20 protein-coding genes are annotated in these 22,210 nt (G+C 56.5%); 4 read left to right on the forward strand and 16 right to left on the reverse strand.

From position 1 onward, the window contains the following. Window positions 1-171: 171 nt before the first annotated feature. The 4 genes from hemG to pepQ are packed head-to-tail and all read right to left on the reverse strand — an operon-like array spanning window position 172 to window position 4,164. Window positions 172-717 (reverse strand): menaquinone-dependent protoporphyrinogen IX dehydrogenase, encoded by a 546-nt coding sequence (gene hemG / locus AB8846_RS21255; RefSeq protein ID WP_370733627.1) that lies wholly within the window; start codon window positions 715-717, stop codon window positions 172-174. Between the two features lie 10 nt (window positions 718-727). Continuing rightward, complete coding sequence (gene trkH / locus AB8846_RS21260; RefSeq protein ID WP_023309600.1) at window positions 728-2,179, reverse strand: Trk system potassium transporter TrkH; 1,452 nt, start codon at window positions 2,177-2,179, stop codon at window positions 728-730. Window positions 2,180-2,218: 39 nt separating this feature from the next. Beyond that, window positions 2,219-2,833: an IMPACT family protein gene (locus AB8846_RS21265; RefSeq protein ID WP_370733628.1), complete on the reverse strand. Its 615-nt coding sequence runs from the start codon at window positions 2,831-2,833 to the stop codon at window positions 2,219-2,221. Beyond that, window positions 2,833-4,164, reverse strand: coding sequence for a Xaa-Pro dipeptidase (pepQ, locus tag AB8846_RS21270; protein ID WP_331411043.1), 1,332 nt, complete (start codon window positions 4,162-4,164; stop codon window positions 2,833-2,835). Before pepQ ends, AB8846_RS21265 begins: the two co-directional genes overlap by 1 nt. Window positions 4,165-4,354: 190 nt before the next feature. Between pepQ and fadB the strand changes: the two genes are divergently transcribed. Beyond that, window positions 4,355-6,544: a fatty acid oxidation complex subunit alpha FadB gene (gene fadB, locus AB8846_RS21275; protein ID WP_370733629.1), complete on the forward strand. Its 2,190-nt coding sequence runs from the start codon at window positions 4,355-4,357 to the stop codon at window positions 6,542-6,544. A gap of 9 nt (window positions 6,545-6,553) precedes the next feature. Continuing rightward, complete coding sequence (gene fadA, locus AB8846_RS21280) at window positions 6,554-7,717, forward strand: acetyl-CoA C-acyltransferase FadA (protein WP_008501515.1); 1,164 nt, start codon at window positions 6,554-6,556, stop codon at window positions 7,715-7,717. Between the two features lie 161 nt (window positions 7,718-7,878). Here fadA and fre read toward each other — a convergent pair whose 3' ends face one another. Then, window positions 7,879-8,580, reverse strand: a complete 702-nt coding sequence (gene fre / locus AB8846_RS21285) for an NAD(P)H-flavin reductase (RefSeq protein ID WP_008501516.1) — start codon at window positions 8,578-8,580, stop codon at window positions 7,879-7,881. Window positions 8,581-8,622: 42 nt separating this feature from the next. After that, the gene (gene ubiD, locus AB8846_RS21290) at window positions 8,623-10,113 is read right to left on the reverse strand and encodes a 4-hydroxy-3-polyprenylbenzoate decarboxylase (protein WP_370733655.1); all 1,491 of its coding nucleotides are present in this window, start codon (window positions 10,111-10,113) and stop codon (window positions 8,623-8,625) included. A 173-nt stretch (window positions 10,114-10,286) separates the two neighbouring features. On the opposite strand from ubiD, the gene rfaH reads away from it, so the two are divergent. Further along, window positions 10,287-10,778 (forward strand): transcription/translation regulatory transformer protein RfaH, encoded by a 492-nt coding sequence (gene rfaH, locus AB8846_RS21295; protein ID WP_023333788.1) that lies wholly within the window; start codon window positions 10,287-10,289, stop codon window positions 10,776-10,778. On the opposite strand, the gene tatD is transcribed toward rfaH, so the two are convergent. From tatD to udp, 9 genes are all read right to left on the reverse strand, one after another. Then, complete coding sequence (tatD, locus tag AB8846_RS21300) at window positions 10,775-11,557, reverse strand: 3'-5' ssDNA/RNA exonuclease TatD (RefSeq protein WP_370733630.1); 783 nt, start codon at window positions 11,555-11,557, stop codon at window positions 10,775-10,777. The two genes, rfaH and tatD, sit on opposite strands and share 4 nt — an antisense overlap. 41 nt (window positions 11,558-11,598) lie before the next feature. Further along, window positions 11,599-12,369 carry a Sec-independent protein translocase subunit TatC gene (gene tatC / locus AB8846_RS21305; protein ID WP_023309607.1) on the reverse strand — a complete coding sequence of 257 codons (771 nt, stop codon included), beginning with the start codon at window positions 12,367-12,369 and terminating at the stop codon, window positions 11,599-11,601. A 2-nt stretch (window positions 12,370-12,371) separates the two neighbouring features. Continuing rightward, window positions 12,372-12,914 (reverse strand): Sec-independent protein translocase protein TatB, encoded by a 543-nt coding sequence (tatB, locus tag AB8846_RS21310; RefSeq protein ID WP_063145006.1) that lies wholly within the window; start codon window positions 12,912-12,914, stop codon window positions 12,372-12,374. Window positions 12,915-12,917: 3 nt separating this feature from the next. Then, window positions 12,918-13,172 carry a Sec-independent protein translocase subunit TatA gene (gene tatA / locus AB8846_RS21315; protein ID WP_063145007.1) on the reverse strand — a complete coding sequence of 85 codons (255 nt, stop codon included), beginning with the start codon at window positions 13,170-13,172 and terminating at the stop codon, window positions 12,918-12,920. Window positions 13,173-13,248: 76 nt separating this feature from the next. Next, window positions 13,249-14,889, reverse strand: a complete 1,641-nt coding sequence (gene ubiB / locus AB8846_RS21320) for a ubiquinone biosynthesis regulatory protein kinase UbiB (RefSeq protein WP_331411039.1) — start codon at window positions 14,887-14,889, stop codon at window positions 13,249-13,251. Further along, on the reverse strand, window positions 14,886-15,491 hold the full coding sequence (ubiJ, locus tag AB8846_RS21325) for a ubiquinone biosynthesis protein UbiJ (RefSeq protein ID WP_370733632.1): 606 nt from the start codon (window positions 15,489-15,491) through the stop codon (window positions 14,886-14,888). The genes ubiB and ubiJ overlap by 4 nt, the downstream gene beginning before the upstream one ends. 13 nt (window positions 15,492-15,504) lie before the next feature. Beyond that, window positions 15,505-16,260: a bifunctional demethylmenaquinone methyltransferase/2-methoxy-6-polyprenyl-1,4-benzoquinol methylase UbiE gene (gene ubiE / locus AB8846_RS21330; RefSeq protein WP_023309612.1), complete on the reverse strand. Its 756-nt coding sequence runs from the start codon at window positions 16,258-16,260 to the stop codon at window positions 15,505-15,507. Between the two features lie 66 nt (window positions 16,261-16,326). Further along, window positions 16,327-17,784 carry a DNA recombination protein RmuC gene (gene rmuC, locus AB8846_RS21335; RefSeq protein ID WP_370733633.1) on the reverse strand — a complete coding sequence of 486 codons (1,458 nt, stop codon included), beginning with the start codon at window positions 17,782-17,784 and terminating at the stop codon, window positions 16,327-16,329. A 140-nt stretch (window positions 17,785-17,924) separates the two neighbouring features. After that, on the reverse strand, window positions 17,925-18,686 hold the full coding sequence (udp, locus tag AB8846_RS21340) for a uridine phosphorylase (RefSeq protein WP_003860792.1): 762 nt from the start codon (window positions 18,684-18,686) through the stop codon (window positions 17,925-17,927). A gap of 255 nt (window positions 18,687-18,941) precedes the next feature. On the opposite strand from udp, the gene AB8846_RS21345 reads away from it, so the two are divergent. Beyond that, a complete protein-coding gene (locus AB8846_RS21345) occupies window positions 18,942-19,748 on the forward strand; it encodes a dienelactone hydrolase family protein (protein ID WP_370733634.1) in 807 nt (268 codons plus the stop codon). 85 nt (window positions 19,749-19,833) lie between these two features. Here AB8846_RS21345 and metE read toward each other — a convergent pair whose 3' ends face one another. After that, window positions 19,834-22,095, reverse strand: coding sequence for a 5-methyltetrahydropteroyltriglutamate--homocysteine S-methyltransferase (gene metE / locus AB8846_RS21350; protein ID WP_370733635.1), 2,262 nt, complete (start codon window positions 22,093-22,095; stop codon window positions 19,834-19,836). Window positions 22,096-22,210: the final 115 nt, after the last annotated feature.

The raw sequence follows: 22,210 nt of genomic DNA on the forward strand, positions 1-22,210 counted from the left end.
AAGCGTTTATTTTCGCTTTTCTCTGCTGGCGTTCATCTCTGAACCCCGCTAACCCGGCGGCCTGTAAGCCGTTGTTCCGTGTCAGTGGAGGCGCATTATAGGGAGTTATTCTGAAGTGACAAGCACAAAATACAAAAAACTTTTCGTTCGCTCACTTTTCAAACTTAACGCTTATTTAAGTCGCGAATCGCCCGTTAAATGTACGATTTCCCGCGCAAAACTGGCCACCTGCGACCAGTCGGTATAAACCACTTCTTTACGCGTATCGGTTTCCCCCCCGGTCATCTTCATAATCAGGCGGATCATAAAGCGGTCATACCAGCGGTAGCGAGGGTAGCGCAGCGCGCCGGCAAAGACGGCGCACAGGTCTGGCTGCCACGGCGAGCTGAGCAAAAACTTGCGCGTGTAGCTGTTGGTCTGCGGCGTACGCTTCTCGGCTTTACGTGCGACAAGATTGACCGAGTAAAACGCACCGGGCAATTTGTTGAGCACCGCCGTGTGCTTTTTCACAAAGCGATCCAGCGCCGGATGGAAATGCCCGTAACGAATTGACGCGCCAATTACCACGCGATCGTAATCCTGCCAGCTTATCTGTTCCGCACGATTCAGATTGACCACATCCGAGTAAATACCCAGCTCTTTTAATTCCGATGCCAGATACGCGGCAATCTCACGCGTTTGCCCGTCTCGCGTAGAGAAAAGAATCAGTGTTTTCATCAACGGCTCCTTACTCGCGCCAGAATGTAGGGGTGAACAGCACCAGCAGCGTAAAGACCTCAAGACGACCAAACAGCATATTGGCAATGAGGATCCATTTCGCGACCGGGTTCATACTGGCAAAGTTATCAGCCACAACCCCCAGGCCAGGCCCGAGGTTATTCAATGTTGCGACGACGGATGCAAAGGCGGAGAAATCATCCACCCCCGTCGCGATGATCGCCAGCATGCTGACGATAAAGACCAGCGCATACGCCGAGAAGAATCCCCACACCGCTTCGAGGATACGTTCCGGCAGCGCGCGGTTCCCGAGTTTAATACTGTAGACCGCGTTCGGGTGGACCAGGCGCTTCAGCTCGCGGTTCCCCTGCTTAAACAGCAGCAGAATACGAATTACCTTCAGGCCACCGCCCGTAGACCCCGCACAGCCCCCGATAAATGCAGAGCATAAAAGCAGCACCGGCAGGAACAGCGGCCAGCGCGCGATGCTGTCCGTGGTAAACCCGGCGGTCGTCGCCATCGATACCACCTGGAAGAACGCCTGGTTTAGCGTGGTCAGCGCGGAGTTGTAAACATCATGGAACCACAGCACCAGGGTACAGATGATCACCAGCGTCAGCTGGACGCCAATAAACATGCGGAACTCTGGGTCACGCCAGTACACCTTCAGGCTGCGCCCGCTCAGTAAAGAGAAGTGCAGGCCATAGTTACAGCCAGAGATCAGCAGGAAAATAGCAATGATGGTATTAATCGTTGGACTGTCGAAGTAGCCGACGCTGGCATCGTGAGTGGAGAACCCACCGATCGCGATCGTCGCGAAGCTGTGTCCGATGGCGTCGAAAGCGGGCATCCCGGCGAACCATAGCGCCAGCGCACAGGCCACCGTCAGCAAGACATAGATAAGCCAGAGGGTTTTCGCCGTCTCGGCAATACGCGGGCGCATTTTGTTGTCTTTCAGCGGTCCGGGCATTTCGGCGCGATAGAGCTGCATCCCCCCGACGCCCAGAATAGGCAGAATGGCCACCGCCAGGACGATGATCCCCATCCCCCCGAACCACTGAAGCATCTGGCGATAAAAGAGAATGGCGTGCGGAAGTGAATCCAGCCCCACCAGCGTCGTCGCCCCGGTGGTCGTTAAACCGGAGAACGATTCAAAAAAGGCATCCGTGATGCTCAGGTTAGGCTGTTCAGAGAAGATAAAGGGCAGCGAACCGACGCTCCCCAGCACCGTCCAGAACAGGACCACAATCAGAAAGCCTTCGCGAGATTTCAGCTCACCTTTCTGACGACGGTTTGGCCACCACAGCAGAGAGCCAATCGCCAGCGCGACAAAAAAGGTCTGGGTAAATGCCCGCCCCGCACCGTCCCGGTAGATAAGCGCCACCAGTCCAGGGAGAATCATCGTCCCGGAAAAGAGTATGACCAGCAGTCCAACGATTCGGGTTATGGCACGAAAATGCATCTCTGCCGCTTCCTTTGGTATTCAAAAGTGAGGTGGGGATTATTCTTCAATCGGCAGCAATTGCAACGAACCACGACTAAAATCAGCCAGTTTTGCTGAAAAAGCAGCCAGTTCCGCCTGAGGAAGCGCCACGCGTAATTGCACCATTGCCTGATATTCACTGTGCGCGATGACGCCGTTAAACTGCCTCAGCAACGTTTCGATGCCGGATAGCTGGGCGTAATCACACAGTAAAGTATATTCGGTGAGCGGCGTTTTGCGGATGGTTATGAGTATATTCAGTGCCTGCTGAACCCCACCGCCATACGCTTTAACCAGCCCCCCCGTGCCTAACAAAATACCGCCGTAGTAGCGCACCACCACGGCGGTAATTTCACCCACGCCGCTGCCCATCAGCTGCGAAAGCATAGGTTTACCGGCCGTGCCCGCCGGTTCACCGTCGTCGGAAAACCCCAGCCGTTGCGAATCGTCAGGCGGCCCTGCCACCCACGCCACGCAGTGGTGACGTGCGTCAGGATGCTCAGCCCGAACGGACTCGACAAACGCCTTTGCCGCCTCTACGCCGTCGGTATGCGCCAGCAGCGTAATAAAGCGGCTTTTCTTGATTTCCTCAACAAAGGTGACCGGTTCAGCCGGTATCAGCCAGCTTTCCATCAGGCCAGCTTCAGGTCTCGCGTCATGTTCTCGATACCGTTTTCGTGAATCACAACGTTATCTTCGATGCGAATACCGCCAAACGGCTTCAGCGCATCAATTTTTTCCCAGTTGAAGTGTTTGCTGAACTGGCCTTCGCGCCACGGCGCCAGCAGGGATTCGATAAAGTAGATCCCCGGTTCAATCGTCAGCACCATACGCGGCTCCAGAATACGGGTGCAGCGCAGGTAAGGATATTTAGACGGTGCCGCCAGGTGCGTGCCGGTATCATCCTGCATAAAGCCCGCAACGTCGTGAACCTGCAGGCCCAGCGGGTGGCCGATACCGTGCGGCATGAATGGCCCGGTCAGATCGTTCTCGACCATCGCCTCTTCGCTCATGTCTTTTACAATCTGATGCTTACGCAGCAGTTTTGCGATGCGCTGATGGAACTGGATGTGGTAATCCACATAGCTGGTTCCGGCTTTCATGGTGCCAATCAGCGCCAGCTGTTCATCGTTCACGTCTTTAATCAGCTGCGCGAAATCGGTATCCGCATTCGCCGCCCAGGTACGGGTCAGGTCGGCCGCGTAACCGTTATACTCTGCCCCTGCGTCCAGCAGGAAGCTGCGCATTTCCGACGGAACATGGTGATCCAGTTTGGTGTAGTGAAGCACAGACGCGTGCTCATTCAGCGCGACGATATTGCTGTACGGCACGTCGGTGTCGCGGTGGCCTGTCGCGGTCAGATAGGCCTGATTGATGTCGAACTCGCTCATGCCGGACTGGAACGCTTCATGCGCGGCACGGTGGCCATTCACCGCCGTTTTTTGCGCTTCACGCATGCAGTAAAGTTCGTAGTCGGTTTTATACGCGCGGTAATAGTGCAGGTAATCCAGCACCCCTTTCGGATTGAGTTTGTCTGCCGGAATATCCAGACCCAGCGCGCGCTCTGGAACAGGGCCAATGTAGCCGATGTTGCCACGCGCCGCAGGCAGCTGGCTGCCAATACCGTCCGCTTTCGGCAGTGCAATCACGTCGATCTCTTCCGTCCAGAAAGAGGTCGGCAGCGGCTCTACGTTGTGCCAGTAATCGACCGGCAGGTAGAACCACAGTTTCGGTTTGTTCACGCCGTCCACCAGCAGCCAGCAATTTGGAACCTGAGTCACCGGTACCCAGGCTTTAAACTGCGGGTTCACCTTAAACGGATAAGCGTGGTCATCCAGAAAGGTATTCATCAGCTCGCCGGAGTGGATCAGCAGCGCATCCAGCTTAAAGCGGGCCAGTACATCGCGGGTACGTTCCTGTAGGGTAACGATATGATTTTTATAAAGCGAAGCCAGTGAGTCCATCATTCTTCCTTTCGTTTTTTTGACCTCAAGACATCGCATCTTAGCACACCTCACTCCGGCTGCGTGATTTCCACCGACCGTGATCAATGCAGCATTTTCTTAATGAGTAATTTGCATTTTATTAACATAAATCCCACACTCCGATTCATCTGGTATGACCAGATCCAATTGCTGGATTCAGGAGACTGACATGCTCTACAAAGGCGACACCCTGTACCTCAACTGGCTGGAAGATGGCATTGCCGAACTGGTGTTCGATGCCCCCGGCTCAGTGAACAAGCTTGATACCGCGACGGTGGCCAGTCTTGGCCAGGCGCTTGATGTTCTTGAAAAACAACCTGAATTAAAAGGGCTGCTGCTGCGTTCGAACAAAGCGGCCTTTATTGTCGGTGCCGATATCACCGAGTTCCTTTCGCTGTTCCTGGTCCCGGAGGAACAGCTGAGCCAGTGGCTGCACTTTGCCAACAGCGTCTTTAATCGTCTGGAAGATCTGCCTGTCCCGACCATTTCCGCCGTTAACGGCTATGCGCTGGGCGGTGGCTGCGAGTGCGTGCTGGCGACCGACTACCGTCTGGCGACGCCGGACCTGCGCATCGGCCTGCCGGAAACCAAGCTGGGCATCATGCCGGGCTTTGGCGGCTCCGTACGTATGCCGCGCATGCTGGGTGCCGACAGCGCGCTGGAGATCATTGCCGCCGGTAAAGATGTCGGCGCAGAACAGGCGCAGAAAATTGGCCTGGTCGATGGCGTCGTGAAGCCAGAGAAACTGGTTGAAGGCGCACTCGCCATTCTGCGTCAGGCCATCAACGGCGATCTCGACTGGAAAGCCAAACGCCAGCCGAAGCTGGAGCCATTAAAACTCAGCAAAATTGAAGCCACCATGAGCTTCACCATCGCCAAAGGCATGGTGATGCAGACGGCGGGTAAACACTACCCGGCGCCGATCACGGCGGTGAAAACCATTGAAGCGGCTGCCCGTCTCGGTCGCGATGACGCGCTGAAGCTCGAAAATCAGAGCTTTGTCCCGCTGGCGCACACCAATGAAGCCCGCGCGCTGGTCGGTATCTTCCTCAACGATCAGTTCGTGAAGGGTAAAGCCAAACAGCTGACTAAAAACGTTGAGACGCCAAAACATGCGGCGGTACTCGGCGCCGGCATTATGGGTGGCGGCATCGCTTACCAGTCGGCCTGGAAAGGCGTGCCGGTGGTGATGAAGGACATCAGCGAGAAATCCCTGACGCTGGGCATGACCGAAGCGGCCAAGCTGCTGAATAAACAGCTGGAACGCGGAAAAATTGACGGGCTGAAGCTTGCAGGTGTGATCTCCACCATTCAGCCCGTGCTGGAATACAGCGGTTTCGACCGTGTCGACGTGGTGGTCGAAGCCGTCGTCGAGAACCCGAAAGTCAAAAAAGCGGTGCTGGCGGAAACGGAAGACAAGGTTCGTCCTGAGACCGTGCTGGCCTCTAACACCTCCACCATTCCGATTAGCGAACTGGCGAGCGTGCTGAAGCGCCCGGAAAACTTCTGCGGGATGCACTTCTTTAACCCGGTACACCGTATGCCGCTGGTCGAAGTGATCCGTGGGGAAAAAACCTCTGACGAAACCATCGCCAAAGTGGTGGCGTGGGCAAGCAAGATGGGCAAAACGCCGATCGTCGTTAACGACTGCCCGGGCTTCTTCGTCAACCGCGTGCTGTTCCCTTACTTCGCCGGTTTCAGCCAGCTGCTGCGCGACGGTGCGGACTTCCGCAAAATCGACAAAGTGATGGAAAAACAGTTCGGCTGGCCGATGGGCCCGGCGTATCTGCTGGACGTGGTCGGCATTGATACCGCCCACCACGCTCAGGCGGTGATGGCGGCAGGCTTCCCGCAGCGCATGCAGAAAGATTATCGCGACGCCATTGACGCGCTGTTCGACGCTAACCGCTTCGGCCAGAAAAACGGCCTGGGCTTCTGGCGCTATAAAGAAGACAGCAAAGGCAAACCGAAGAAAGAAGAAGATGCCGCGGTGGATGGCCTGCTGGCTGAAGTCAGTCAGCCAAAACGTGACTTCTCCGACGATGAAATCATCGCCCGGATGATGCTCCCGATGGTCAACGAAGTGGTGCGTTGCCTCGAAGAAGGCATCATCGCCAGCCCGGCAGAAGCGGATATGGCGCTGGTATACGGCCTGGGCTTCCCTCCGTTCCACGGCGGCGCGTTCCGCTGGCTGGACACGCTCGGCAGCGCCCGCTATCTCGATATGGCTCAGCAGTATCAGCACCTCGGCCCGCTTTATGAGGTGCCGGAAGGTCTGCGTAACAAAGCGCGCCATAACGAACCCTACTATCCAGCAGTTGAGCCAGCCCGTCCGGTTGGCGAACTGAAAACGGCTTAAGGAGTCACAATGGAAAAGGTTGTCATTGTTGATGCGATTCGCACCCCGATGGGCCGTTCAAAAGGCGGCGCGTTCCGTAACGTGCGTGCAGAAGACCTCTCCGCGCATCTGATGCGTAGCCTGCTGGCGCGTAACCCGGCGCTAGATCCTGCTGCGCTGGACGATATCTACTGGGGCTGCGTGCAGCAGACCCTGGAGCAAGGTTTCAACATCGCCCGTAACGCGTCGCTGCTGGCGGAGATCCCGCATTCGGTTCCGGCCGTCACCGTCAACCGCCTGTGCGGTTCATCAATGCAGGCGTTGCACGACGCGGCGCGCATGATCATGACCGGCGATGCGCAGGCCTGCCTGGTGGGCGGCGTTGAGCACATGGGTCACGTGCCGATGAGCCACGGGGTCGATTTCCACCCAGGCATGAGCCGTAACGTGGCGAAAGCCGCGGGGATGATGGGTCTGACCGCCGAGATGCTCTCTCGTCTGCACGGCATCAGCCGTGAAATGCAGGATGCCTTTGCCGCGCGCTCTCACGCTCGCGCATGGGCGGCGACGCAGTCCGGCGCCTTTAAGAATGAGATCATCCCGACTGGCGGTCACGACGCAGACGGCGTACTGAAGCAGTTCAGCTACGACGAAGTCATCCGCCCGGAAACCACCGTAGAAGCGCTTTCCACACTGCGCCCTGCGTTTGATCCGGTCACCGGTACGGTAACGGCAGGTACTTCGTCGGCGCTGTCCGACGGTGCCGCCGCGATGCTGGTGATGAGCGAAAGCCGTGCCCGCGAGCTGGGCTTAACCCCTCGCGCTCGGGTACGTTCGATGGCGGTCGTGGGCTGCGATCCTTCCATCATGGGCTACGGCCCGGTTCCGGCCTCGAAGCTGGCGCTGAAAAAAGCGGGATTAACCGCCAGCGACATCGACCTGTTCGAAATGAACGAAGCGTTCGCCGCGCAGATCCTGCCGTGCATTAAGGATCTGGGGCTGATGGAGCAGATCGACGAGAAGATTAACCTCAACGGCGGCGCGATCGCCCTCGGTCACCCGCTGGGCTGCTCCGGGGCGCGTATCAGCACGACGCTGATCAACCTGATGGAACGCAAAGATGCCCAGTTTGGTCTGGCAACGATGTGTATCGGGCTGGGTCAGGGTATCGCGACGGTGTTTGAGAGAGTGTAAGGCTATAACGTAGGCCCGATAAGCATCGCGCTATCGGGCTTTTGCCGGGAAGCGCTGCGCTTTCCCGGCCTACGAGAGGTATCTCACCGCCACTGGCTTCACAGGCGAAGAGAAAGAGTTTAGTTGCCGTTCTTCCCGCCTGTCAGGGGCGGGTTTTTTATTTAAATGAAGGCAAACGCATCGCCAAACAGGCGGTCTTCACGCGCGTCACGTTCGTTACAGAACAGGTCACGGGCGATTTTCGCCATCTCAAAACGGCCAGCGATATAGATATCGTGCCCTGCCAGCGTGCCATGATCCTGCAGCACCGCCGTCAGCACCGTCCCACTACGACCACGCCAGCCCTCTTCCGGCTGCTCAACCACCGGTTCAATGCGCAGGTTAGGATGGGTTACGCTCAGCGCTTCCAGCTCAGAGAGGTCGTACAGATGTTTCTCTTCGCGGCCACCCCAGTAAATAGTGATGTCACGATCCGGGTTACGCGCCAGTGCGGTCAACAGAATAGAGCGCACATAAGAGAAGCCCGTACCGCCAGCGATCAGGATCAGCGGACGGTCTTCGTCATCGCGCAGCCACGCATCACCGTGCGGAATATCCACCACGATTTCGCGTTCCTTCAGGATCCGATCCATCACCGCCATCGCATACAGGTTAAGCTCTGACGCACCAATATGAAGCTCAATAAATTCCTGCTCCGCTGGCGTTGAGGCCATAGAGAAAGGACGCTTATCACGCTCATCCATCACAACCATCAGGTACTGACCCGCGCGGAAAGAGAATGGCGCTTCTGGCACTAAACGGACGCGATATACGGTGTCGGTGATGGCATCTACCGAGGTCACTTTACAGCTTAAGGTTGTCATTCGCTCTCTCTGTCGGGAAGTCTATAGGGCTTAACGGTCAGCTCAGAGTTTACCGTTATTCATTATGGCCAGCTCGTCCCAGATCGCGTCAATTCGCGCGGTCACAGCAGGATCTTTTTTGATCGGGCGACCCCATTCACGGTCGGTTTCGCCAGGCCATTTATTTGTGGCATCCAGTCCCATCTTTGAGCCAAGACCGGAAACCGGCGAGGCAAAATCCAGGTAATCTATCGGCGTGTTTTCGACTAACACCGTATCGCGCGCCGGGTCCATTCGCGTGGTAATGGCCCAGATTACGTCATTCCAGTCGCGGGCGTTAACGTCATCATCGCAGACAATAACAAATTTGGTATACATAAACTGGCGCAGGAAAGACCATACGCCCATCATCACGCGTTTAGCATGGCCAGGATACTGCTTCTTCATCGTGACCACCGCCATGCGATACGAGCATCCTTCAGGCGGGAGATAAAAATCAACAATTTCCGGGAACTGCTTTTGCAGGATTGGCACAAACACTTCGTTCAGCGCCACGCCCAGCACCGCCGGTTCGTCCGGTGGACGTCCGGTATACGTGGAGTGATAAATCGCATCTTCACGCTGCGTAATGTGCGTCACGGTAAACACCGGGAAGTTATCCACTTCGTTGTAATAGCCGGTGTGGTCGCCGTAAGGGCCTTCTGGCGCCATTTCACCCTGCTCAAGGTAACCTTCCAGCACAATTTCTGCACTGGCCGGAACTTCGAGATCGTTAGAAATACACTTCACGACTTCGGTTTTCGTTCCGCGCAGCAGGCCTGCAAACGCATATTCAGAAAGGGTATCCGGCACGGGGGTGACGGCTCCCAGAATGGTGGCCGGATCGGCACCTAAGGCGACAGACACCGGGAAACGTTCCCCCGGATGCGCGGCGCACCACTCCTGGAAATCCAGCGCGCCGCCGCGATGCGACAGCCAGCGCATGATGAGTTTATTCTTGCCAATCAACTGCTGGCGGTAAATACCGAGGTTTTGCCGCTCTTTGTGCGGGCCGCGCGTAACGGTCAGCCCCCAAGTGATCAGCGGAGCGGCATCTTCAGGCCAGCACTGCATGATAGGGATTTTGGTCAGATCTACCGCATCGCCTTCCAGCACTTTCTGCTGGCACGGCGCGCCGCGCAGGCGTTTGGTGGGCATGTTCAGCACCTGCTTAAACTGCGGCAGTTTGTCGAACAGATCGCGGAAGCCTTTCGGTGGCTCCGGCTCTTTCAGAAACGCCAGCAGTTTACCGACTTCACGCAGCGCCGTGACGTCTTCCTGCCCCATCCCCAATGCAACACGACGCGGTGTACCAAACAGGTTGCACAGCACCGGCATTGAGTAACCTTTCGGATTTTCAAACAGTAATGCGGGGCCACCGGCACGCAGGGTGCGGTCAGCAATTTCTGTCATCTCCAGATAAGGATCAACAGGAAGTGTAATACGTTTGAGTTCACCCTGCTTTTCCAGCAGCGTCAGGAAGTCGCGGAGATCGTGGTATTTCATGCAGTTAATCATGGCCTCTCTGTAAGCGCTTCATTATACGGCGTAAGCCTGCTTGATGCTGTAATTTTGTTAAATAAGCGTGAACTTATGCGTTCTGTTCCATTTTCCCCCATTATAATCAACTTAGCGATCCCGCCAGGGTTTTGATATGCTTGCGCCCCGAACTAAGGGAAAGAGTGATTATGCAGGCCTGGTATTTACTGTATTGCAAACGCGGGCAACTTCAGCGCGCGCAGGAACATCTTGAACGTCAGTCTGTAAATTGCCTGACACCCGTGATCACGCTTGAAAAAATGCAGCGCGGGAAGCGCACAACCGTCAGCGAGCCGTTGTTCCCGAACTACCTGTTCGTGGAGTTCGACCCGGAAGTCATCCACACCACCACCATCAGCGCAACGCGTGGCGTCAGCCACTTCGTTCGTTTTGGCGCCCACCCGGCAACGGTCCCGTCGACGGTCATTCACCAGCTGTCGGTTTATCAGCAGCCTGAAGGGATCACCGACCCCGAAACCCCTTACACCGGCGATAGCGTCGTGATTACCGAAGGCGCTTTTGAAGGCCTGCAGGCGATTTTTGCCGAGCCGGACGGGGAAGCACGCTCTATGCTGTTGCTCAATCTGCTGAACAAGCAGGTGCTGCAGAGCGTTAAAAACACCGACTTCCGCAAACTTTAAACGTTTATTCCAAACAGATTACGCACGTTGTCATCCGTCTGCGCCGAAAGCCGGTGCGGATCGTCTCCGCGCCACTTCGCAACGCTCTCAACAATGTGCCCCAGATACGCGGGCTCATTTCGCCGCGATGCCGGTTTGGGCTTCATATCGCGCGGTAGCAGATAAGGCGCATCGGTTTCAAGGAGCAACCGGTCAGCCGGGATCGCTGGCAACAGCTCCCGAAGTTCAAGCCCGCGACGCTCATCGCAAACCCAGCCGGTAATACCCAGATAAAGCCCGCGCTGCAGGCAATCCAGCGCTTCCTGCCGTGAACCGGTGAAGCAGTGCAGTACCGCGCCGGGCAGTTTCTCCAGCCACGGATCGAGAAGTGCCAGGAAACGCTCATGCGCGTCGCGGCAGTGCATAAATACGGGCATTCCAAGCTCTGCCGCCAGCGCAAGCTGTGCAGTGAACGCCTTTTCCTGCTCTTCAGGCGTGGAAAAGTTACGGTTGAAATCGAGACCGCATTCGCCGATCGCCACAACGTCTGGCGTCTTCGCCAGCCTGTACAGGCTGTCGCCACTTTCCGGGATCCACTGGCTACTGTCGTGAGGGTGCACGCCAGCAGTAGACCAACAGCGATCGTAGCGTTGCGCCAGCTGCTGCGCCTGCTCGCTCTCATGCAGGTTGGTGCCTGTCAGCAGCAGCCCTTTCACCCCGGCGGCAAACGCGCGCGCAACCACCTCATCACGATCTTTCGCAAACTGCGAGCTGGTAAGATTGAGTCCGATGTCAAACATGCAAATCCCCATATAACAACCGCCCTGACGGGCGGCTGGTTTTACTCTTCAGTGGTCTTGTCGGACGTATCGTCTTCGTCATCCGCTCGACGTCCTTTACCCACGTAGAAACGCGAGAAGAATACGCCGACCTCAAAAAGACAGTACATCGGTATGGCCAGCAGCGTCTGCGAGAACACATCCGGCGGCGTCAGCAGCATGCCGACCACAAAGGCGCCCACCAGGATATACGGACGCTTCTTACGCAGGTCATCCGGGGTCGTAACCCCTACCCAGCAAAGCAGCACAATGGCCACCGGCACTTCGAATGCCACGCCAAACGCCATAAACAGCGCCATCACAAAGCTGAGGTAGCTGGCGATATCCGTCGACACCTGGACCCCTTCCGGCGCGGTATGCGTCAGGAAGCCGAAGGCCAGCGGAAAGACAACGAAATAGGCAAACGCCATGCCGATATAGAACAGCAGCGAGCTGGACACCAGCAGCGGGATCACCAGCTTGCGTTCATGCTTATACAGCGCTGGCGCCACAAACGCCCACACCTGGTAAAGAATGACCGGTGCAGAGGCAATCAACGACACCCAGAAGGTCAGCTTGATGGGGGTAAAGAACGGAGAAGCAACGTCTGTTGCAATCATCGTTGCGCCCAGGGGCATCTGTTTGATCAGCGGCGCAGAGACCACCTGGTAGATATCGTTGGCAAAATAGACCAGGCACAGGAATATGAGTAAAACCGCAATAATGCAGTTTAACAGGCGCTTACGCAGCTCAATGAGGTGCGTAATCAGCGGTTGAGTATCATCTACTGCCATGTTTACGCTTTATCACTCGACGAGGGGGATGATTCGGAAACGGACGCAGCGGGCTTCACTTCCGCCGTTTTTGCTACCGGCTCTTCCGGCTGCGCCTGTTTTTTCACTTCGGTTTCCTGCGGCGTCTGTTCCGGCGCGGCAGCCTGATGTTCAGCGCTGGCAGGCGTTACGCCCTCGCGCTGCTCCTCGCTGCCCTTCACCACCGGGTTATGGATGGTGTTCGCTTCATCGCTCGCTTTTTCGGGATCGTTAACGCTATAGGAGCGCTTCATCGATTCCGCCGCTTCGCGCAGCTCATCCATTGACGCTTTCAGTTCCGGCGTCAGGTTATCCATGCTCGCCTTCTCGACCTTTTTCAGGCTTTCCTGAAATTCCTGCAGCTTAAGCTCCTGCGCCAGTTCATTCTGAACGGTCGATGCCAGCGATCTCAGCGCACGAACCCATCCCGCAACGGTTTTCACTGCCACCGGCAGACGCTGCGGCCCCAGCACAATCAGGCCAATCACAAAGACCAGCAGGAGTTCACCAAAACCAATGTCGAACACGACTTACACCTGCTCTTTATCGTGGCGTTTAGCGTCTTCCTTTTTGGCTTCTTCTTGCTTGTCGGCGATGGATTTAGCAGTAAAATCAGCGTCCTGGCTGGTTTTATCCTGCTTGGTCTCATCATCGCTCATCGCTTTCTTGAAGCCTTTGATAGACGCGCCCAGATCGGAACCAATAGAACCGAGCTTTTTGGTGCCAAACAGCAGCACGACGATGACGGCAATGATCAACAATTGCCAGATACTGATACCACCCATACATGTTCCTCAGGGATAGATGATTAAAGAGTCAGGTCGCATTATACGTCTGCGACCTGTCGATAGCGACGCACGCTCAGCGCGTTTTTCGCCAGCCTGCTAGCCAGACTACCACCCCGCCAGCCATCAGCCACGCGGGCATCATCTGCCAGTCCGGACGGTTGATCAGCATCAGCGTACCGCTCAGCAGCAGCGTTGCGCCAATCCCAAAGAGGTAGCGTGACTGTCCCTGGCGAACACGGCTGGACTGAAGCTCGCGGGCGATTTTATCCATACTGTGCTGAAGGTTCTTGCTCTGACGCAAACTGTCATAAACCAGTTCAGGAATTTCAGGCATTTTTTCTATCCAGAACGGGCCTTTCTCTTTCAGCGAGCGCACCAGCGCCGGAATGCCAACCTGATCCTTAATCCAGGATTCAAGGAAAGGTTTCGCGGTCTTCCACAAGTCTAACTGAGGATAGAGCTGTCGGCCTACACCCTCAACGTAAAGTAATGTTTTCTGAAGTAAAACAAGCTGTGGCTGAACTTCCATATTAAAGCGGCGAGCCGTATTGAACAGGTTTAACAGCACGTGGCCGAAGGAGATTTCCGCCAGCGGTTTTTCAAAAATCGGTTCACAAACGGTCCGGATCGCAAACTCGAACTCTTCGACGTTGGTGTCAGGCGGCACCCAGCCGGAATCGACGTGCAGCTCGGCCACCTTACGGTAGTCGCGGTTGAAGAACGCGATGAAGTTCTCTGCCAGATACCGTTTATCTTCTTTGTTCAGCGACCCCACAATCCCGCAGTCGATACCGATATACTTCGGATCCTCAGGGTGTTCGTAGCTCACGAAGATATTGCCCGGATGCATGTCCGCATGGAAAAAGCTGTCGCGGAACACCTGGGTAAAGAAGACCTGTACGCCACGTTCGGCCAACAGCTTCATGTTCGTTCCCTGTTTCTCCAGGGCCACCACATCCGAAACCGGAATACCGTAGATACGCTCCATCACCATCATGTCCTGGCTGCAGTAGTCAGAATAGACTTCAGGTACATAGAGCATCGGGCTGTTTTCAAAGTTGCGGCGCAGCTGAATGGCGTTTGCCGATTCGCGCAGCAGGTTAAGCTCATCAATCAGCGTTTTTTCATATTCCCGCACCACTTCCAGTGGACGAAGGCGACGCCCGTCCGGCAGCAAGCGTGGTACCCAGCGCGCCAGACGATAAATCAGCTTCATATCCGCTTTGATGACCGGCAGGATGTCCGGACGAATGACCTTAATAACGACTTCTTTGCCGTTTTCCTTCAGACGCGCGGTGTGCACCTGCGCGATAGAGGCCGACGCCAGTGGCTTAATGTCGAAATCGTCAAACCAGGTCTCGACGGGGACATTTCCCATCGCCTCTTCAATCTGCTTTTTCGCGCGCGCGCCGTCAAACGGTGCGACGCGATCCTGCAGCATCGCGAGCTCATCGGCAATGAGAGGCGGAAAGAGATCGCGGCGGGTCGACAGCATCTGTCCGAATTTAATCCAAACCGGACCGAGCTCCTGCAGCGCCAGGCGCAGACGCTCACCCAGCGGTTGACCTTTATGGCGATTGGGCATCCAGAACAGCATCCGCCGCCAGATACGAAGCGGCAGCGTGATACGCATTTTGGGGATAAGCTCGTCGAGCCCGTAGCTCAAAAAGGTGCGAATAATAAAATAGAGGCGCCGAATTTCACCAGGCGTCATTTGCCCTCCAGTTTTTCCAGCCGTTTGGTTAACGCATCAACCGCACGTTCAGCAGCAGCGGTCTCTTCCGCAAACCATGCAACTTCCAGTGGCCCTGGCGCCATTCGCCACTCCTCCGTCAGCACTTCCGCCGCATAGCGTTGCTGGCGTTGGAGGCTTTTACGCGCAAAGGAGGCACCACCATGAAGGACTTTCCCGATGCCTTCGGCGGCAATGTCGCCGATAAAAGGCGCGAGCAGCTCTGCCGGGTCGAACTCCGCCAGGTCGGTGAGCGCAACGAAGTTCTGCACGACCTGAATGTCGCCTTCCACTTCCAGCTCACCGCTGCGGATAAGCGCCGTTAATTGCTGGCGATCGCGCAGTTTTGGCAGCAGGCTCATGTGCGTAATGACCGAGCAGTCGGCTTCACCTTCCCACGCCCCCAGAACGTCAAGCTGGCGTTCGCTGAAGACCAGCACAAGCGGCGTCGAAAACTCTTTTAAAACAATGCGTAATACCTTCCCGTTTAGCCGCTGACGTGCAGCTTTCAGCGCCGGAGCGCGATACAGAAAAGCGTTCAGTACATTCTCGACGCCTGCGGAGACTAAGGGTTTAAAGGGCACGGGACACCTCCACTCAGAATTTGTAACCGCGATGCAGCGCGACGACGCCCGCCGTCAGGTTGAAATATTCAACATTTTCAAATTCTGCATCCTGCATCATGGCTTTTAATGTGTCCTGATCCGGGTGCATACGGATAGATTCCGCCAGATAACGGTAGCTTTCAGCGTCGTTAGCCACCAGCTCGCCAATACGCGGCAGCACGTGGAAGGAATAGGCGTCGTAGGCTTTGCTCAGCGGCTCAATGATCGGTTTAGAGAACTCGAGCACCAGCAGACGTCCACCCGGCTTCAGCACGCGGTACATGGAGCGCAGCGCTTTTTCTTTATCGGTCACGTTACGCAGACCGAAAGAGATCGTGATGCAGTCAAAGGTGTTATCCGGGAATGGCAGCGCTTCGGCGTTTGCCTGCACATATTCCACATTCCCCACCACGCCGATGTTACGCAGCTTTTCGCGTCCCATTTTCAGCATGGAGTCATTAATATCGGCAAGAACAACGCGACCGGTTTCGCCCACCAGACGAGAGAATTTCGCGGTTAAATCGCCCGTGCCGCCGGCTAAGTCCAGCACCGTTTGTCCACGACGAACGCCGCTACAGTCAATGGTGAAGCGCTTCCACAAGCGATGAATGCCGAACGACATCAGGTCATTCATCACATCGTACTTCGCCGCCACGGAATGAAATACGTGGGCCACCATGTCAGCTTTCTGCGCTTTGGCGACAGTCTGAAAGCCAAAGTGCGTTGTGTCTTGTGAATCGTCAGCCATCTTAGAGCCTGCTTATCAGTAAAATGTTCGTGAAGTGTAACAGATTGGGCGCGTTTGCCCTACGTTTCAACCACCGCGAAAGAAACGCGCTGGGGTCTCGTCTGGTGATAAATCCGCCGCTAACGTGTTGTCTTCACTGTTTGTCTTTTGTTCGTCCGCCCCTTCTCGCAGGCGAAACTCGTCGTCCTGGGCGGTGGCCTGTTCGACCAATTCCGGATTAATCTCGCGCTTAACCTCTACCCCCAGGCTGCGGAATGATTCGGCCTGTGCCAGCAGATTGCCGCGTCCGGAGGCGAGTTTTTTCATCGCCTGGCGGTAGTTATCCTGCGCACGATCCAGGCTCTGCCCGACTGAGGACATGTCGTCCACGAAGAGGCGCATTTTGTCGTACAGCTTGCTGGCACGATCGGCAATCTGCTGCGCGTTGCGGCTCTGGTGCTCATAGCGCCACAGGTTCGCAATGGTGCGTAACGCCACCAGCAGCGTGGTGGGGCTGACCAGCATAATGTTATTTTTGAGCGCTTCGGTGATAAGCTCAGGCTGTCTGTCGAGTGCCAGCAGAAATGCGGGTTCTACCGGGATAAACATCAGCACGTAGTCCAGCGAGCGCAGCCCCGGTAACTGCTGATAATCCTTTCTGCCGAGCAGACGAATATGGTTACGCACGGAGGCGATGTGTTCCTGCAGCGCCGACTCGCGGGTGTAGTCATCTTCCGCATTGAAGTAGCGTTCATACGCCACCAGCGTCATTTTGGCGTCAATCACCACATCTTTACCCTGCGGCAGCCGCACAATCACATCCGGTTGCATACGAGAGCGGGCGTCGTTTTCGATACTCACCTGCGTTTCGTATTCATATCCTTCCCGCAGGCCAGAGGCTTCCAGTACGCGGGTCAGCACCACTTCTCCCCAGTTGCCCTGGGTTTTGTTATCCCCTTTCAGCGCGCGGGTCAGGTTGACCGCTTCCTGCGCCATCTGGGCATTCAGCTGCTGGAGATTGCGAATCTCATGCGCCAGCGTGTGCCGCTCGCGGGCTTCCTGACCGAAACTGTCCTGCACCTGACGACGAAAACCGTCAAGCTGTTCGCGCAGCGGCGTCAGCAGGCCATTCAGGCTCTGGCGGTTCTGTTCGTCAACGCGGCGGTTGCTGTGCTCAAAAATACGGTTGGCGAGGTTCTCAAACTGTTCGCTGAGACGCTGCTCGCTGTTGATCATCTGGCGGATTTTGTCTTCCGCATGCAGCTGGGTGGATTCAAGGCGGGTGGTCACTTCGCGGAGATCGGCCTCCAGCGAGGTGTTGATATCACGTAGGTTGCGCAGCTCGTTATTGAGCAATTCGCACTCGTCGCGCCAGTGTTCGCTCAGCGCAAGCTGCTGTTTTGTCGCGCTTAACTCGGCGACCATCTCTTCGCGCTCTGCCAGCTGGTCGGCCTTCTGCTGTGCATGCTGATAGCTGGAAATGAGCCAGCCTATCGCCACGCCCGCCAGCGCAATCACCGCGTAAATCAGGATTGAGATATCCACAATGCCCCCTGCATCAACGTATTACCCGCACAAAATAGGATTGTGCTGTACAAACGTCCAGTTTGAAAGGGTTTTCCTGCGAGGCGCTACGCAAAAAATAAAGGCCGAACGTGTCGGCCTTTGATTTCGAAAGGAGAGGACTAGATCAGGCGACGCGCGGCTTCCACCACGATTTTCACCGCATGACTTTCGGTCTGCTTCATGGTTTCGGCGTTAGGGATCTCCTGCTGGGTACGGTTGACGATAACGCCCGCCACCATACCGGCACGCAGACCCTGGCTTGCGCACATGGTCAGCAGCGTTGCGGATTCCATTTCGTAGTTCATCACGCCCATGGACTGCCACTCTTCCATTGAGCCTTTGAAACGGCTTACCACGCGGCCTGAGAAGGTGTCGTAACGCTCCTGGCCCGGGTAGAAGGTGTCGGAAGAGGCGGTTACGCCCACGTGGGTGGTTGCGCCTACGGACTTCGCGGCTTCAACCAGCGCGGTGGTGCATTCGAAATCAGCCACTGCCGGGAATTCCATCGGCGCAAAGTGCAGGCTTGCACCGTCCAGACGGACGGACGCGGTCGTGACCAGCACGTCGCCGACGTTGATGTGCGGCTGGATAGCGCCGGTGGTACCGATACGCAGGAAGGTACGAATGCCCAGCTGCGCCAGCTCTTCAACAGCAATAGAAGTAGACGGACCACCGATACCGGTAGAGCACACGATCACCGCTTTGCCATCCAGCTCTGCGCGCCAGGTGGTGAACTCACGATGGGCAGCCAGCTTGACCGGCTTATCCATCAGCGCGGCGATCTTTTCCACACGCTCAGGATCGCCAGGGACGATAGCGAGCGTAGCCCCTTGTAAATCGTTTTTGGTGAGGCCGAGATGAAAAACATCAGACTTAGACATAGGTGACTCCTCTGTGGGTCGGTTAGTCAGAAGAAGTAAAACGGTACTTTACAGAAGCAGTAAGCATATTTTCGTGACGCACCTCACCATGAATGAAAATGATTACATTGAATTTCCATAAAAAGGTGATTCACATCACATTAACAAGTTATATCGCCAGGTGCTGCACAAAAGATAGACCGTTTAAGGCACTGTGAGTTGTTAACCTGGTGTCTATATTTACCTTTGCGCTAACTCATTGGTACGGAGAATGCCATGACTGAAAAAACCGGTTTTGCACCTGCTGCGGCCCCACATGCTTCAACCATCGTGTCGACGCCAGAAGCGGCAATTACCGCGGGCGAGACCTCCATTCCCTCGCAGGGGGAGAATATGCCTGCTTATCACGCACGGCCAAAATCGGCAGACGGTCCGCTGCCCATCGTGATTGTGATTCAGGAGATATTTGGTGTTCATGAACACATTCGCGACCTCTGCCGCCGGCTGGCGCTGGAAGGGTATCTGGCCGTTGCGCCAGAGCTCTACTTCCGTCAGGGCGATCCGAACGACTACAGCGATATTCCAACATTGCTCAGCAACCTGGTCAGCAAAGTCCCGGACGCTCAGGTGCTGGCCGATCTCGATCACGTCGCCAGCTGGGCGACGCGCAACGGCGGCGATCCGCATCGTCTGCTGGTCACCGGTTTCTGCTGGGGCGGACGCATTAGCTGGCTGTATGCCGCGCATAACCCGCAGCTCAAAGCTGCTGTCGCCTGGTACGGCAAACTGGTGGGTGAAAAAACGCTGAATTCACCGAAACATCCCGTCGATATTGCCACCGAATTAAATGCCCCCGTGTTAGGGCTGTACGGCGGTCAGGACACCGGTATTTCGCTTGATTCGGTAGAGACCATGCGCCATGCGCTCCGTGCGGCTAATGCGAAGGCGGAGATTGTGGTCTACCCGGATGCCGGGCATGCGTTTAACGCCGACTATCGTCCGAGCTATCACGCAGAATCAGCCAAAGATGGCTGGCAGCGGATGCTGGACTGGTTTAGCCAGTACGGCGGGAAGAAAGCATAAAGAAAAAAGCCCGGTGGCGGCTACGCCTTACCGGGCCTACAGACAGGCCGGGTAAGCGATAGCGCCACCCGGCAATCTAACACCACTACGCCTGACGCAAATTCTGCGCCGCCTTCACCATATTGGCGAGCGCCGCACGCGTCTCCGGCCAGCCGCGGGTTTTCAGTCCGCAGTCCGGGTTCACCCACAGGCGCTCTGCCGGAATACGCTGGGCCGCTTTTTTCAGCAGGGCTTCAATCCACTCCACGCTCGGCACGTTCGGGGAGTGAATGTCGTACACGCCCGGCCCGATTTCATTCGGGTAGTCGAACTCTTCAAACGACTCCAGCAGCTCCATATCCGAACGCGAGGTCTCGATGGTTATCACGTCGGCGTCCAGCGCGGCAATCGAATCCATGATGTCGTTAAATTCGCAGTAACACATGTGGGTGTGGATCTGGGTGTCGTCCTTCGCCACCGCGGCGTTGATGCGGAACGCTTCCACGCCCCACTGCAGGTAGGCATCCCAGTCGCTGCGGCGCAGCGGTAAACCCTCGCGCAGCGCCGGCTCGTCAATCTGGATGATGCCAATGCCTGCCGCTTCCAGATCCGCCACTTCATCACGCAGCGCCAGGGCTATCTGTTTGGCGATGGTTTCACGGGTCACGTCTTCACGCGGGAACGACCAGCAGAGAATGGTTACCGGACCGGTCAGCATCCCTTTTACCGGCTTGTCGGTCAGGGACTGGGCATACTTCGCCCACTCCACGGTGATCGCTTCCGGGCGGCTAACGTCACCAATGACCACCGGCGGCTTCACGCAGCGGGAGCCATAGCTCTGCACCCAGCCGTTCTGGGTAAATACGAAACCGTCCAGGTGCTCACCGAAGTATTCCACCATGTCGTTACGCTCGGCCTCGCCGTGCACCAGCACGTCCAGCCCCAGGCGTTCCTGCTCGATAATCGCCTGCTTGATGTGTTCCGCGATACCGGTGCGGTAGTGATTCGCATCCAGATTGCCCTTTTTGAAGTCCAGACGCAGACCGCGGATCTCCGTGGTTTGCGGGAAAGAGCCGATAGTCGTGGTCGGCCAGGCGGGCAGGTTGAAACGGGCGCGCTGGGCTTCGGCGCGCAGCTCGTACGGGCTCTGGCGCTGGCTGTCCTGAGCGGTGATGGCCGCCAGACGTTTTTCCACCGCCGGGTTGTGCACGCGCGCCGAGTGACGACGCGCCTGGATCGGTGCGCTCCATTCGGCAATCGCCGCCGTGTCGCCGCTGTTCAGTGCGTCGCGCAGCAGCGTCAGCTCTTCGCATTTTTGCAGGGCGAAGGCAAACCAGCTTTTCACCTCGGCATCCAGGCGGGTCTCCACGCTCAGATCGATCGGGCTGTGCAGCAGGGAACAGGAAGAGGCCACCCAAAGCTCACGTTTGCCGACGATGTCTTTTATTTGTGCGTATTTCTCAGTGAGATCGGCGCGCCAGACGTTACGACCGTTAATCAGCCCGGCGGAAAGCAGCCAGTCCGCTGGCAGGCGCTTGTGCAGCTCCGCCACATCATCTTTACCGTGTACGAGGTCAACGTGCAGGCCCTGCACCGGCAGCGCGGTAATGGTCTTCAGGTTTGGCGTCACGCCTTCAAAATAGGTCGTCAGCAGGAGTTTTACCTGACCGGTGAGCGCGTCATACGCCGGTTTGAAGGCATCGAGCCATTCCTGGGGCAGCTCGAGCACCAGCGCCGGTTCGTCGATTTGTACCCACTGAATACCGCGCTTGCCCAGCTCAATCAGCACCTGTTTGTAGACCGGCAGAATATCCTTCAGCATGCTGAGTCGGTCAAACGGCTCACCTTTCACTTTACCCAGCCACAGGTAGGTTACCGGCCCGAGCAGCACCGGTTTCACCTGATGGCCCAGCGCCAGCGCTTCGTCCACTTCATCCAGAAGCTGCGTCCAGGTCAGTTTGAACTGCTGGCCTTTCACGAACTCCGGCACCATATAGTGATAGTTGGTGTTAAACCACTTGGTCATTTCCGCCGCTGCCGCTGGCTCACCCGTTGGCGCGCGGCCACGGCCGATGCGGAACAGGGTATCGATATCTACCGATCCATCTTTGTTCTGATGACGAGCCGGCACGTTGCCAAGCAGCAGGCTGGTCGTCAGAACATGGTCGTACCAGGCGAAATCGCCCACCGGCAGCAGGTCAATGCCCGCCTGTTTTTGCTGATCCCAGTGACGGGCGCGCAGCTCGCGTCCCACCGCCAGCAGTTCTTCACGGGTGGAGTTTCCCGCCCAGTAGCTTTCTTGCGCTTTTTTCAGCTCGCGACGCAGGCCAACGCGAGGGAAACCGAGAGTGTGATTGCGGATTGTCATGGTATGCCCCTTGTGAAATTCGTTATTTAGACGTCCAGATGTTTACACATCTATAATTGGCAGGTACTGTATATTCCTCAAGCGCAAAATGTTCATGGCGAAGTGAAGGACTTTC

The organism is Enterobacter sp. KB-221C9 (assembly GCF_041320715.1).
Lineage (GTDB): Bacteria > Pseudomonadota > Gammaproteobacteria > Enterobacterales > Enterobacteriaceae > Enterobacter > Enterobacter asburiae_D.